General features: G+C 47.8%; 15 protein-coding genes. 11 read left to right on the top strand and 4 right to left on the bottom strand.

Annotated elements, in window-relative coordinates; translation table 11 throughout:
- Positions 1-41: 41 nt before the first annotated feature.
- Positions 42-887 (top strand): transketolase, encoded by an 846-nt coding sequence (locus GJQ69_RS06305; protein WP_086035549.1) that lies wholly within the window; start codon positions 42-44, stop codon positions 885-887.
- Positions 887-1,831 (top strand): transketolase family protein, encoded by a 945-nt coding sequence (locus GJQ69_RS06300; RefSeq protein ID WP_086035550.1) that lies wholly within the window; start codon positions 887-889, stop codon positions 1,829-1,831. Before GJQ69_RS06305 ends, GJQ69_RS06300 begins: the two co-directional genes overlap by 1 nt.
- An 83-nt stretch (positions 1,832-1,914) precedes the next feature.
- Here the strand turns inward: GJQ69_RS06300 and GJQ69_RS06295 are convergent, their stop codons facing one another.
- From GJQ69_RS06295 to GJQ69_RS09950, 3 genes are all read right to left on the bottom strand, one after another.
- Positions 1,915-2,991 carry a glycosyltransferase family 2 protein gene (locus GJQ69_RS06295; protein ID WP_086035551.1) on the bottom strand — a complete coding sequence of 359 codons (1,077 nt, stop codon included), beginning with the start codon at positions 2,989-2,991 and terminating at the stop codon, positions 1,915-1,917.
- Between the two features lie 3 nt (positions 2,992-2,994).
- Positions 2,995-4,260, bottom strand: a complete 1,266-nt coding sequence (locus tag GJQ69_RS06290; protein WP_174193284.1) for an HlyC/CorC family transporter — start codon at positions 4,258-4,260, stop codon at positions 2,995-2,997.
- A gap of 154 nt (positions 4,261-4,414) precedes the next feature.
- Positions 4,415-4,534 carry a ubiquitin family protein gene (locus GJQ69_RS09950; RefSeq protein ID WP_476695777.1) on the bottom strand — a complete coding sequence of 40 codons (120 nt, stop codon included), beginning with the start codon at positions 4,532-4,534 and terminating at the stop codon, positions 4,415-4,417.
- Positions 4,535-4,944: 410 nt separating this feature from the next.
- Between GJQ69_RS09950 and rpsU the strand changes: the two genes are divergently transcribed.
- The 8 genes from rpsU (at position 4,945) to GJQ69_RS06250 (ending at position 10,796) form a co-directional block, all read left to right on the top strand.
- Positions 4,945-5,121: a 30S ribosomal protein S21 gene (rpsU, locus tag GJQ69_RS06285; protein ID WP_086035553.1), complete on the top strand. Its 177-nt coding sequence runs from the start codon at positions 4,945-4,947 to the stop codon at positions 5,119-5,121.
- A 79-nt stretch (positions 5,122-5,200) separates the two neighbouring features.
- Entirely contained in the window at positions 5,201-5,716 is a 516-nt protein-coding gene (locus GJQ69_RS06280; RefSeq protein WP_174193282.1) for a YqeG family HAD IIIA-type phosphatase, read from the top strand.
- Positions 5,717-5,722: 6 nt separating this feature from the next.
- Entirely contained in the window at positions 5,723-6,163 is a 441-nt protein-coding gene (gene aroQ / locus GJQ69_RS06275) for a type II 3-dehydroquinate dehydratase (protein WP_086035555.1), read from the top strand.
- A 95-nt stretch (positions 6,164-6,258) separates the two neighbouring features.
- A complete protein-coding gene (gene efp / locus GJQ69_RS06270; RefSeq protein WP_086035556.1) occupies positions 6,259-6,816 on the top strand; it encodes an elongation factor P in 558 nt (185 codons plus the stop codon).
- A 91-nt stretch (positions 6,817-6,907) separates the two neighbouring features.
- Positions 6,908-7,360: a CD1247 N-terminal domain-containing protein gene (locus GJQ69_RS06265; protein WP_086035557.1), complete on the top strand. Its 453-nt coding sequence runs from the start codon at positions 6,908-6,910 to the stop codon at positions 7,358-7,360.
- A 301-nt stretch (positions 7,361-7,661) separates the two neighbouring features.
- Positions 7,662-8,270, top strand: a complete 609-nt coding sequence (locus GJQ69_RS06260) for a Crp/Fnr family transcriptional regulator (protein ID WP_174193280.1) — start codon at positions 7,662-7,664, stop codon at positions 8,268-8,270.
- Positions 8,271-8,420: 150 nt separating this feature from the next.
- Positions 8,421-10,352 carry a polysaccharide biosynthesis protein gene (locus GJQ69_RS06255; RefSeq protein WP_236849657.1) on the top strand — a complete coding sequence of 644 codons (1,932 nt, stop codon included), beginning with the start codon at positions 8,421-8,423 and terminating at the stop codon, positions 10,350-10,352.
- A gap of 237 nt (positions 10,353-10,589) precedes the next feature.
- The gene (locus tag GJQ69_RS06250) at positions 10,590-10,796 is read left to right on the top strand and encodes an alpha/beta-type small acid-soluble spore protein (protein WP_086035559.1); all 207 of its coding nucleotides are present in this window, start codon (positions 10,590-10,592) and stop codon (positions 10,794-10,796) included.
- 64 nt (positions 10,797-10,860) lie between these two features.
- On the opposite strand, the gene GJQ69_RS06245 is transcribed toward GJQ69_RS06250, so the two are convergent.
- On the bottom strand, positions 10,861-11,256 hold the full coding sequence (locus GJQ69_RS06245; protein ID WP_157658918.1) for a BofC C-terminal domain-containing protein: 396 nt from the start codon (positions 11,254-11,256) through the stop codon (positions 10,861-10,863).
- Between the two features lie 138 nt (positions 11,257-11,394).
- Here GJQ69_RS06245 and GJQ69_RS06240 point away from each other — a divergent pair, with 138 nt between their 5' ends.
- A complete protein-coding gene (locus tag GJQ69_RS06240) occupies positions 11,395-13,848 on the top strand; it encodes a transglycosylase domain-containing protein (RefSeq protein ID WP_174193278.1) in 2,454 nt (817 codons plus the stop codon).
- The last annotated feature ends 179 nt before the right edge of the window (positions 13,849-14,027 follow it).

The raw sequence follows: 14,027 nt of genomic DNA, 5'->3' as shown, positions 1-14,027 counted from the left end.
TGAAATCGCAAATGTGTTACATAACCTTCAGGAGGGATATCATGAACAGCACGGAAAAAAAAGCACTTGCGGTGACTGCCTGTAAAGTTCGTATGGGCATCATCGAGGGCGTTTATCATGCAAAGTCCGGCCATCCCGGCGGTTCCCTTTCAGCAGCCGATATGTTTACATATCTATACTTCCGGGAACTGCACGTTGACCCGAAAAATCCGAAGGACCCACAGCGCGACCGTTTTGTCCTGAGCAAAGGTCATGCTTGCCCAGGTCTGTACGCTGCTTTGGCGGAACGCGGCTTCTTCCCGCGTGAAGAGCTCAAGTCCCTGCGGCACATTGGTGCCATGCTTCAGGGCCATCCGGACATGAAACATACACCCGGCATTGATATGAGCACAGGTTCCTTGGGACAAGGTATTTCCGCTGCCTGCGGTATGGCTTTGGCTGGTAAAATGGACAAAAAAGATTACCGCGTTTATGCCCTGCTGGGGGACGGCGAAGTGGAGGAAGGTCAGGTCTGGGAGGCTGCTATGTTTGCCGGCCACCACGACCTGGACAACCTGTGCGAAATTGTAGATTCCAACAAGCTGCAAATTGACGGTCCTGTTTCTGAAGTTGGCGGTTCATATCCGATAGACAAAAAATTCGAGGCATTTGGCTTTGATGTACAGACCATTGACGGCCATGACTTTGACGCAATAGAAAAAGCCTTTGCGCACGCACGCACCGTTAAGGGCAAGCCTTCCTGCATCATTATGAATACCATTAAGGGCAAAGGTGTTTCCTATATGGAGAATCAGGTTGGCTGGCATGGAAAAGCCCCGGATGAAGAACAGTATCACCAGGCAATGACAGAACTTAAGGCAGAACTTGCCAGACTGGAGGCAGAATGATGGCTGAGATGATAAAAAAAGCAACTCGTGAATCGTTTGGTCTGGCTGTTACAGCTGCCGCAAAAGAAAATCCGAACATCGTCGTGCTGGACGCTGACCTTGCGCAGGCTACGAAGACCGCTATTTTTAAGAAAGCTTTTCCGGAGCGCTTTGTCGATGTTGGCATTGCGGAGTGCAATATGATTGGCATTGCGGCCGGTTTAGCGACTTGCGGCAAGATTCCGTTTGCGGCTAGCTTTGCCATGTTCAGTGCCGGCCGCGCCTTTGAGCAGGTCCGCAACTCCATTGGGTACCCTCACTTGAACGTGAAAGTGGTTGGTTCCCATGCAGGTGTTTCAGTTGGTGAGGACGGTGCAACGCATCAGTGCCTGGAGGATATTGCTTTAATGCGCTCTATTCCGGGCATGGTTGTTATCAATCCGGCGGATCACTATGAGATGACCGCGGCAGTTCGTGCACTTGTGGATTATCAGGGCCCCGCTTATCTGCGCTTATGCCGCCTGCCTGTGGAAAGCGTCAACAACAACGACGATTATCGTTTTGAACTTGGCAAGGGCATTACCCTGCGGGACGGCAGTGATATCACGGTCGCAGCCACGGGCTTGATGGTTTCGGAAGCGGTAAAAGCTGCGGATGCGCTGAAAGCAGAGGGCATTTCTGTTCGTGTGTTGGATATCCACACCATTAAGCCGCTGGACAAAGAACTGATTGCCAAGGCTGCACGCGAAACCGGAAAGATTATTACCGTTGAAGAACACAACATCATTGGTGGACTGGGTGAAGCGGTCTGCAGTGCGCTGTGTGAATCTTATCCAGCTCCGGTTATCCGCATGGGTACACATGACTGCTTTGGTCATTCCGGCCCTGGTGCAGAGCTGCTGAAAGAGTTTGGCCTTTGTGCAGAGGGCATTGCAAAAACGGTCAAGCAGGCACTTGGTAAATAAAGGAAAATATATATTTAGCAAGAATATAATAAAAGGACCGCTGCGTATTGCAAAACGCGGCGGTTCTTTTGCTGTTTTAACAGCTATTTTTTCTTTTTGAATGGCAAATGCAACTTTTTTCTCCCGCTTAGTACAGTGGGAAATAAAACTGTATGCCTGTCAGTATTTGGCTTTTCCCCGGACGTTTCGGTATGATAAAACAGCGGACAGGCTTTCCACAGAAAAATGCGGTTTCGCAACACAGGGTCCGTCTTGCTGCCGGTCAGCAGCAGCTTATCATAACCGTTTTGCTGCAGATACAGGTGAATCGTGCTGCGGCGAAACCCCTCATTCAGCAGGGTGTCAATGCAGGACAAAACTGTTTTGGGAATATACTCCTCTTGAAAAAGCGCCATGAGTTCTGGTGTACCGCACGAATATGTATGTAGAATGTCCAATACACGAACCATAGCATCCACTTTTTGCAGGACAGCGGTCCCGCGGCTGTGGCCGTCCGGCATCTGCGGCAGTTCATGTGCTGTGCCACGCTCCAAAAATACGGGGGACTGATACACGGTATCTGCCATAAATAGACAGCGCAGCAAAAATTCCTCCGCATAGCCGCAGCGGCATTCTTCCGAAAAAGTGATTCCGTTTTTCACAAGAAATTGAGAGCGAATCAAGACAGCGGAAAGGTCAAGCGCCAAACTGCCTTTCAGCAGCTGCCGAGCAAAGTCCGTTGTATCCGGTCCGGCACCGGGCAGCCGCTTTGCAGCATGACTGGCGGCTTCCGGTGTCCAGCAGCCGAAAATCAGGTCAGCGTGTGTGCGGGCGGCGGCCTGACAGTAGGCTGGCAAACTGTTTTTATAAAGCTTGTGTGCAAACAAAAAAGAAACATAGGTGCCGTTGGCACGTGCCAGCCCCGTATTCAAACCGGCGGCAACAGTGGTATCACCGTTTTGCATGACGCAGCCGCACAGGTCCTCTGCGTGCAGGGACTGAACCGCGGCTAGGACCGTGTTATCGGTAGAACCAATATCAATCATAATCAGTTCCGTTTTCGGCAACTGTTTTATCTGTGTTGCCAGAAAATGCATCAAGTCCTTCATTCCTGTTTCTGCATTTTTAATAGGCAGGATTAGGGACAGCGAAAAACGAGGTGTTGCTTCTTCGTCGGACACAGGTCAATCCTCCTTCTTCTGCAGGGGCCGCCTGTTCTGCACAACAATCTGCACAGCATGACGGGCAGAAGTTTTTGTTACAGTAATGATATTGTCGCCGTATACAAAGGAATCTCCTACGGCAGGAATTTTTCCAAGCTGTTCCATTATCCAGCCGCTGACGGTCATATAGTCAAAATCCTCTGCATCCAGTGGAATGCGGAAATACGTAAAAAAGTCATCCAGGTCGGCACTGCAGTTGACGGCATAGCGCTGGTTGCCAACTTTGCGGAAATATTGAATTGCCTGGTCGTGCTCGTCCCAAATTTCACCGACCAGTTCTTCTACAATGTCTTCAATGGTTACAATGCCCTCTGTTCCGCCGAACTCGTCCACTACAACGGCCATGTGTGTTTGGCTCTGCTGCAGTTCATGCAGCAGGTCGCTGACGGAAATGCCGGTTCCGACATAAATGATTTTTTTGATAATGCCGGAAATGGAAGTCATGCCGGTGTGCAGCCCGCGAAAGAAGTCTTTTTCGTGAATCATGCCAATGATATTGTCAATGGTTTCTTCATAAACCGGAATGCGGGAAAAGCCGTTGTGCAGGAACAAATCCGTAATTTCGTCCAAAGAAGCATCTTGGCTGATTGCCACCACGTCTACGCGCGGTGTCAGAATATCGCCGGCGTCCAGGTCGTTGAATTCAATAGCGGAACGAATCAAGTCACCGTTGCGTTCGTCAATGCCGCCGTCACTTTGCGCTTCGTCTACAATCGTCATCAGGTCATCCTGTGTCATCTTTGCCTCATCTGGGTGCTTGAACGCATGGGACAGCAGCGCTTTCCACAAAGAAAACAGCCAGTTCAGCGGGGTAAAGAGTGTAATAAGTCCATGCAGGACGGGTGCAACCGCCATAGCATAGCTGTCGGCAAATTCCTTTGCCAGCCACTTCGGTGTAATTTCCCCAAAAATCAGGACCACTATGGTCATAACAGCAGTGGAAATGGAAACGCCGTTCGTACCCAAAAGATAGGTGAAAAAAACCGTTGCAACAGAAGAAGCCAAAATATTGACAACATTGTTTCCTATTAAAATAGTGGAAAGCAGGTTGTCATAATTTTCTGCATTGCGCAGCGTCAGGGCGGCACGCTTATTACCGTCATTGGCCATATTCTTAATGCGGACGCGGTTTAGCGTATTATAGGAAGTTTCGGATGCCGAAAAAAAGGCAGACAGAAGAATGCATAAGATAATGACCAGCAATTCCCCTATCATTGTGTTGCTCATATTGGCTGTCAGTCTCCTATTTCAAAATAAACGGTTAAAAGTCTGTAACTGACATAAGTTTAACAGGTACAGGAAAGAAATGCAACAGGGAAAAGAATTGAAAAAACAGGACTTTTGGCCAAAATAAACGGCTGCTTTTATCTGCATTTCCGTCTTACAGCATATGTCCGTTTCGCTCCACAGCAATGCCGGAAAGTGCATAATCTGTACCGGCAAGGTACTGCGTCAGTGTTTTTCCGTCAGTGCTGATTCCTTTTCCGCTCATTTTGGTCACAGTGCAGCCCTCTTTCTGGTAATAAAACAAAAAATACCGCACAAAAGTTTACACTTGTGGAGGCACATCCTTTTATGTGAATTTATGTCCCAAATTTGCCAGAAGAATAGCATAATGACAACGTATGTCAAGCGGAATTCGTGAAATTGTTGTGAAAAATGAATTTTTATGGCCGCATTTGTTTAAACTATATAAATTCCATTTTTTTATTGTTTGGCTTTGCGGCAGGTAAAAGCACCGCTGCGAAAGTGGACCGCTGCCGGTCAGTTATTTGCAGGTTTCGTATAATAAAAGGTGCTTTTCTGGGGACAAGGGCTTGACAGCCGTTTTTTTAGTCGGTATAATATTTGATATGTAACAGGTATTGATTACAGTAACCCCTGCCTTTTGGCGGATGGGAGGGAAAATACATGGCTGAAGTTCGAGTGAAAGACAATGAATCTCTGGACAGTGCTCTGCGCCGGTTTAAAAAACAGTGCGCTCGTTCTGGTGTGATTGCCGAAGTCCGCAAAAGAGAGGCTTATGAGAAGCCTTCTGTTCGGCGGAAGAAAAAATCCGAAGCAGCCCGTAAGCGCAGATATAAGTAAGTTTTATCTGCCATCGGTTTCTTAGGCACATGGAAAGCGGGCTTAATGCCCGCTTTTTTCTCGCAAAGGAGGCACTTCCATGGCGCTGAAAATGCCCACCTGCTCTGTGAATCGGGTTACACAGATTACACCGCATCTGCTGCAGATGCTGGGCGTCAGTGCGGTTCTGCTGGATGTGGACAATACGCTTTCTCCGCCGGACAGTCCTGTCCCTTTCCCCGGAACTGTGCAGTGGGCACATGAAATGACGCGTCAGGGTTTTCACCTGGTGATTGTTTCTAATAACTTTCGCCGGCGGGTAGCTCCCTTTGCGGCGCAGTACAGCCTTCCGTTTGTCAGCTTTGCCATGAAGCCGCTGCCATTTGGCTATCTGCGTGCACTGCATACACTGAAAATTCCCCGTTCACAGGCCGTTATCGTGGGGGACCAGGTTTATACAGATATTATTGGCGCCAACATTGTTGGTATTCATTCTATACTAGTGACACCCGTTGTTACGGAAGAAAGTGTATCTTTTCTGCGCAGGCGGCGCGGGGAAGTGCCTATCCGCCAAAAATTAAAGGAAACTGGCCGCCATATTCGACCAAAGGAGTGACCGCTGTTGGCAAAGAAAAAAATTTTGCTCCTGCTGGGGCCAAACCTCGATATGGTTGGTGTACGTGAGCAGGGAATTTACGGAACAGAAACAGCAGAAAGCATTGCCCAGGAAACGAAGCGGGCCGCTGAGTCCCTTGGCTTTGAGCTGGCTGTTTATCAATCAAACCATGAGGGTGATTTGATTGATAAGATTCATGCTGTGCGCGGCGTGTATGACGGCTGTATCCTTAATGCCGGTGCGCTGACACATTACAGCTATGCCCTGCGGGACGCTATCTGCTGTGTACATGAGGTACCGTTTGTTGAAACGCATATGAGCAACATTTATGCCCGTGAGGAATTCCGTCACACCAGCGTGATTGCGCCAGTGTGTGCGGGCCAGATTTCCGGGTTCGGTAAAAGGAGCTATCTTTTGGCATTGTATGCCCTAAAGGGAATGCTGTAAAGCCCGTTTTTTGTAAAACAGCTTGAAATTTTGCTGAAAATACGGTACACTAATGAAGATGAATTTGTTATTTATTTGAATTGGAGGATATACCAATGATCTCTGCAGGTGATTTCAGGAATGGTGCGACCTTCGAAATGGAGGGTCAGGTCTATTCCATCATTGAGTTCCAGCATGTAAAGCCGGGCAAGGGTGCTGCTTTTGTCCGCACCAAGATTCGCAATATCGTTTCCGGTTCCGTGACTGAGCGTACTTTTAACCCGAATGAAAAATTCCCAGTTGCATATATCGAGCGCAAGGATATGCAGTACCTTTACAATGACGGTGACCTTTATTACTTCATGGATACCGAAAGCTATGAGCAGATTCCGATTAGCAAGGACATTCTGGGCGATAGCTTTAAGTTTGTCAAGGAAAACATGGAATGCAAGGTTCTGTCCTATAAGGACAACGTTTTTGGCGTAGAGCCGCCAAACTTTGTTGAGCTGCAGATTACCAAAACGGACCCCGGCTTTAAGGGTGATACTGCTACCAACGCAACTAAGCCTGCCACTTTGGAAACCGGCGCAGAAATCAAAGTTCCTCTGTTTATTAACGAAGGCGAAATGATTCGTATTGACACCCGTACAGGTGAATATATGGAGCGCGCATAAGCCATACTTGCTGTAGAGCGGCTTTGCTTTTTGTGGGACCGCTTGCACTTACACATATTAAAGAATTTGGTCATGATAAAGGAGGTTCCTTATGACAGTCACCGAGAAAGTTGCGTATATCCGTGGCCTGGCCGAAGGGCTGGAACTGGACGAAAACAAGAAAGAAGTCAAGGTCATCAATGCCATTATTGACCTGCTGGAGGACCTTTCCGAGTCCATTACTGACACAGAAGATGTTGTAACGGACGTGGAAGGTCAGCTGGATGAGGTAGATGAAGACCTCGGCAATCTGGAACGCTTTGTTTATGGCGACAACGAGTCGGAAGCGGATGATGGCTGCGGTTGCAGCTGTGACGATGGGGACGAGGATGACTACTATGAGGTAACCTGCCCAAATTGTCATGAAACAATTTGTCTTTCTCAGGATATCGTTGAAGACGGCCAGATGGAATGCCCCAACTGTGGGGAAGTTCTGGAGTTTGACTTGGAAGATGACGATGAGAATTCTGACGAGGACGATTCCGCTGAAGAAGACAAGGACTAAAAAGTATGGGATACTTGTAAGAATGCAGGCACTGCCCACGGGAAATGTCCCGCAGGCAGTGCTTTTTTGTTGCACAACTTGACAAAATGCGGGACACGGAGTACTATATAAATCTGAGTATTGTATTATATAATACAAATTGGAAGGATTACCCGTGCACCAGATAACAAAGAAAAGCCGATTTTTTGGAATGCTATGCAGGACAGCATTATTTCAGGACGTTTCCCCAAAAACAGCGCGTGCTGCCTTCGGGGATGATGGGTGCCGTTGCTTTTCCGTTTCTGCGGGCGAGGTGCTGCCTTTGTGGCGCAGCGTTGGGCTTGTGTGTGCGGGTGAGGTGCGCGCCTACCGATATACTGCGGCGGGCAGTAAAATCTTGCTGAATACGTTTCAGCGGGGTGATTTATTTGGAATGCCGACCGCTTTTTTACAAACATCGGTTCCATTGGCGCGGATTTATGCCAAGCGTACATCAACTATTCTGTATTTGGAAATGTCCTTAATGCGGAAATTGCTTGCGGAGGACGAAAAACTTTCGGAAAATTATATTGCCTGCCTTTCCAGCAAGGTTGCATTTCTGACGCAGCGGCTGGCGGTTGCTTCTGGTGGAACGGCCCAGCAGCGGTTGGCGGCATGGTTGTTGTCACAGCGTTTGAATGAGGACAGCAGCTTGTATTTGCCCTGCAGCATAGCAAATTTGTCCGGCCTTTTGGGCATCAGCCGGGCTTCGCTGTACCGTGCGATGGAAAATTTGCAAAGTGCCGGTCTGCTGCAGCAGCGTGGGCGGCGCATACAAATCACGGACCGCAGGGTAATGGCTGCCTTTTTGGGCTATACAGATTTGGAAAATGTCAATAGGGAAGAGGAACAACTGGAACCGCCTAAAAATCGACGAAGAGAAGCGGACTAGTTCTTTGTCCAGTGTTCTATGAATGAAAGAATCCGCTTTCAGGTGAGAAAACCTGAAAAGCGGATTTTTCTGTTTCATTTGATAAATAAATGTGGTATAATACTTTGGTCGGATTGCGACAATACTGCCTGCATTGGAGATTATCAAAATATGAAACAATCAAACCGGATTTTCCGGAATTTGTCCATGAAAAACCTGATTCCCCAGTTGGTTGCAGACTGCCTGGCAGTATATCTTGGTTATTGGCTGGCTTTTGCACTGCGATTTGATACAGTCATTTTTGACTATTATAACTGGGAAACCTTCACTTTCTGGATTCCATGGCTCATCCTTATTCACATCGGCTGCTTCTTTATGGCGCGCTTTTACAACACACGCTGGGAGTATTGCAGTATCGATGAAATCTTTCAGATCTTTTTGGGTACAACGGCGGCAGCTGCCATCTGTTTCCTGCTGGTTTGGTTTGCCAGCCCGCTGTTTGATGTGCGCAAGTTCTGGAGGAGCATTTACGTCTTTGCCTATGTACTCATTTTTGGGTTGGTATGCCTGACCAGAATTAGTGTACGATTTGTATATCGGTTGCGCCGGTCACACCGCTCCGGAAGTTTACTGGAAGAGTCCAAGCGTGTTATGATTGTCGGTGCCGGTGAAATGGGCTCTATGCTTATCAAGGATATGAAAAGCGCACCGGAAAGCCGCGGCACACCAATCGTCGCCATTGATGACGACCCAAAAAAGCGCGGCGCCCGCATTAACGGTGTTAAGATAGTGGGTGGCCGCCATGCCATTCCGCGCATGGCTGCCCGCTACAATATTGATGAAATTTTGCTGGCAATGTCTTCTGTGCCCCGTGCGGACAAGCAGGAAATCATGCATATCTGCTCTTCTACAGGGTGTAAGCTGAAAACAGTACCTGCCCTGTACGAACTGGTGGAGGGCAGTCCTGCTAGCATGCAGGTGCACGATGTGGACATTACAGACCTGCTGGGCCGTGATGAAATTCACCTGAATACAGAGGAAATCAGCGGCTACCTTGCCGGAAAAACCATTTTGGTTACCGGCGGCGGCGGCTCTATCGGCAGTGAACTCTGCCGTCAGATTGCACACTTTTATCCAAAGAAAATTGTTGTCTTTGATATTTACGAGAATAATGCCTATGACCTGCAGAATGAACTGAAGATGAAGTACGGCGATAAACTGGACCTGGAGGTTATCATTGGTTCCGTTCGCGACAAGGCACGTGTGGAGCACGTAATGCGGATTTACCAGCCGTCTGTTGTTTTTCATGCGGCGGCGCACAAACATGTGCCGCTGATGGAACTCAGTCCCGGTGAAGCGGTTAAAAATAATGTTTTCGGCACTTTAAATGTCGCGCAGGCATGCGACAAATTCGGTGTCAACCGCATGGTGCTGATTTCTACGGATAAGGCGGTTAATCCGACCAACATTATGGGTGCCACCAAGCGTATCTGTGAGCTGATTATTCAGTATATGAGCCGTCACAGTCATCATACAGAATATGCGGCGGTTCGTTTCGGCAACGTGCTGGGAAGCAGCGGCAGCGTCATTCCGCTGTTTAAACGTCAGATTGCGGCGGGCGGTCCGGTCACTGTTACGCACCCGGACATTATTCGCTACTTTATGACGATTCCGGAAGCTGCCCGTCTGGTCATTCAGGCCGGCGGTATGGCACAAGGCGGCGAAATCTTTGTACTGGATATGGGGCAGCCGGTCAAAATTGTCGATTTGGCGCGCAACCTGATTCGGCTTTCTGGATATGAACCGGATGTTGACATTAAAATTGTCTACACGGGTCTTCGTCCAGGTGAAAAGCTGTATGAAGAGCTGCTGCTGGACGCTGAGGGTAAATGCAAAAAGACAGAACATGACCTTATCTACATCGGTTCGCCAATTCGTTTCAATGAGAACAGCTTTTTGTCTGATTTGGAAGAACTGCGTTCGGCTGCAGGAGCGGACAACCATAAAATGGTTGGTATTGTCCACCGCTTGGTGCCCACTTATTCCGGCCATGCGGATAAAACTGACTTGCTGGCTGTGGAAGCGGACAAAGAGGGCGTTTGACAGGGATTTTTATAGGCAGGGCAGCGGCGACCAAAGCCGTCTGCCCTGTTTTTATGGAAGCAGCGTTCATATCCTCGTGAAAATAACAAATTTATAGGTGCATTTTTGCTGGAAAACAGTAAAAATTTCACGTTGACGGTTATATTTGTCAGTTATAAAACACTCCTCTTCACACAAAATAGGAATGCAAACGCAAGAAAAAAAGTTCCTGTTTAATAAAAAAGGAGTGTATTTGAAATGGCTAGCAATTCTAATGGCAGCAACAAACTCGTTGTTCCGGAGGCTCGCGCAGCACTGGACAAATTCAAAATGGAGGCAGCTTCTGAAGTCGGTGTCAACCTGAAGGACGGTTACAACGGCGACCTGACCAGCCGTGAGGCTGGCAGCGTTGGCGGCCAGATGGTTAAAAAAATGATTAAGTCCTATGAGGAAAACGTAAAGTAAATTCGCATTTTCCGGAGCGCTGCACCTTTTGGTACGGCGTTCCTTTACATAAAAAGTTCCCTATTTAGCTGACATAATCTTCTATGATTGTCTGCAGTTCTTCGGAGGACTGCACCGAAATACCACTGCGCAGCAATTCTTGATCGGCTTTTGGCAGGGAATTAACATTTACGTCGAGCACACGAAAAGGCTTGTCCGTCTCTACTCGGAAAATTCCGATTTTTCCATTGTAGGTTTTTACAAGGTATACAGCTTGTTTCCCTGCGGATACGGTGGAGGGCAGGCTCGCTGCTGCCGAGGCGCTGCCTTGACTTGAAAACGGTTTTGAGCTAGAATAAACAGACGTGCTGGATGGCATTTTTTCGGTTTCCCGGCTGCTTTCTGTCATGGCGAGTGACACAACCAGCACGGCCGCTAAAGCAACCGCACACGAGAGCATTCCTATATTTAGCTTTTTCACAGCAATCACCTCTGCTGTATTTTGTACATTATCTGGTAATTTATACATTTTCCATCACGGCGTTCAGCTGGAACCCGTAGAAATAGCTGGGATGCTGGAAAGCCGTTCTGGAACCCCAGCACTGGAGGACAATAAAGCATGAAGAAAACGGACCGGGATACCAGTTTCATCGACGGCCAGCTGCAGGACCGCACAGCAGCAGCCATTGGTGCTTCAGTTTCTCAGATTATTGGCAAAGTTCTGCTTACGCTGCTTGCCATTTTTCTGATTACCCTGTTGATTGTAGGTATTTCTCTGCTTTCTTTCATCTTCAGCATGAAAGATGAGGAAGTAAAGATTAATTTAGCAACCTACAAACAAACTTACACCAGTTACCTGTATGTAAATGGTTCTAATGATGATAAGAATCAGCCGGTACAGAAGCTTTCCCTGCACAGTGGGGAACAGCGCACTTGGGTGGATTACAGCAAGATTCCTACTTATATGAAAGATGCCATGGTATCCATTGAGGATAAGCGCTTTTGGGACCACAACGGGGTAGACTGGAAACGAACATTCAGTGCCATGGCGAATCTTGCCGGTGGTTCCGGCAACTACGGTGGTTCTACCATTACACAGCAGCTCATTAAAAACCTGACACAGGAAAATGAAGTCAGCTTAACACGAAAAGTCAAAGAAATTTTCCGTGCGCTGAATATGGAGAAAAAGTACAGCAAGGAGCAAATCCTGGAAGCCTATCTAAACTGTGTACCGTTTGGCTCTGGTACACAAGGCGTGCAGGCTGCGGCTAACCTATACTTTGGCAAAAACATTCAGGACTGTGACCTTGCGCAGTGTGCCGCTATCGCTGGCATTACGCAGAATCCGGCCAAGTATACACCGCTGGTGCATAGGGACAACAACCGGCAGCGTCAGCAGACTGTGCTGACCGCGATGCATGACCAAAAACGGATTACCGATACCCAGTATCAGCAGGCCGTGCAGGAAAGCAATCATATGACGTTCGTAGGCAAGAAAGCAGCTAATAACAGTCAGGTGTGGGATTGGTATACGGAAGCGGTTATTCGTGATGTGCAGTCCGCCCTTATGACAAAGTATAGCTGCTCTGCCAGCACGGCCAGCAATATGATTTATAATTCCGGCATTAAGATTTATTCCGCAGAAGATCAGGACTTTCAAAAAATTGCTGAAAACTATGTGCTAAAAAGCGGTGTGCTTAGTGATGATACACAAGTGCAGACTGGCTTTTGCGCGGTCGGATATGACGGTCGTGTTTTGGCAACAGTTGGCAGCCGCAATACAAAGAACGGGAACCTTGTCAATTCCTATGCCACTATGCTGAAGTTCCAGTCAGGTTCTTCTGTCAAGCCTATTTCTACTTATGGTCCGGCATTGGACAAGGGCCAAATTACGTATTCTTCACTTGTAAAAGATGAAAAAATTGAGAACTATTTTCCGGACGGCACTGCTGGGCCGAACAACTATAGCTCGGATACACAGTCGTCAGTGCTGCACGGAAATGTAACGGTGCAGGAAGCATTGGCGCATTCCTACAACTGTGCCGCAGCGCAGGTCTGTAGGGCGTATGGAGTCAGCGATAGTTATAACTTTATGGTGCAGAAACTGGGCTTTTCCAACTGCCTGACCAAAGAGGACAGCCAGCTGCTGGGCAATATGGCCCTCGGCGGCCAGACACAGGGTGTTACGGTGCTGAATATGGCAGCTGCCTATGAGATTTTCGGCAACGGCGGAAAATATTATAAGCCTTATACCTTTTATAAAGTGCTGGACCATAACGGCAATGTTATTTTGGACAATACCCAAACAACGCCAGTACAGGCAATTCAGCCGGTGTCTGCTTCTGTTATGAATCGCCTGCTGCGTACAGTTGTGACGGACGGCACTGGTTCTGCTGCCGACATCAGCGGCTGGGATATTGTTGGCAAGACCGGCACTACGGATAAAGATGTAAACAGCTGGTTCGTCGGCTGTACACCGTATGCCTCCGGTGCGGTATGGACAGGCTATGGCAAGAACAAAACATTGTCCAGTACGCAGTATTCCAAGGCCCTATGGCGCGGAATCTTTAAAACTTATCTGGCAACAAAAACGCAGAAAGATTTTACGTTTGATTCAGATATGGTTAAAAAATCCTACTGCAAAGATTCCGGCCTGCTGGCAGGCAGCGGATGTTTGAATATTCAGACAGGTTACTATGATAAGAATAATCTCCCTGCGGTTTGCAGTTCCAGCCATGCGGGCAGTGGTTCTGGAAACGGAATAGGGGAGGAAGACAACGATACCGGAAATAACGGATATAATAACGAAAGCAGCCAATATTCCAGTGACGGTGGAAATTCAAATTCCAGTGAAGCGGACAGTCAGCAGGGTGACACCAGCGAAAACGGCAATCAAAGCGCTGATAGTAAAAATGAAAATGGACAGTCCACTTCCTCTTATACGCATCATCAGTCGTCCTCTTCTGCCGGACAAAGCCAGCAGTCATCTTCCAAACAGCCGGCATCTGACAGCCAGCCCAGTACTTCTCATAAAGGGCAGGAACATGGGACTGCGTCGCAAAAAGGCAAATAAATAGGAACTGCTTTTTGAACAGGGTTCTGCAGATATTTCCTCGTTCTGCAGGTACCCTGTTCTTTTTATTCATATTACTTTAGCAAATAAAAACGCTAAAAGCAGGCAAAGAGGTTGAATCCTGTAAAGAAACATGGTACACTGATAAAGCATTTTATAAATTCGTCCATTTCATATTT

The organism is Caproicibacterium lactatifermentans (genome assembly GCF_013315815.1).
In the GTDB taxonomy this organism is placed as follows: domain Bacteria; phylum Bacillota; class Clostridia; order Oscillospirales; family Acutalibacteraceae; genus Caproicibacterium; species Caproicibacterium lactatifermentans.
This window is presented reverse-complemented; position numbering and strand designations above follow the sequence as displayed.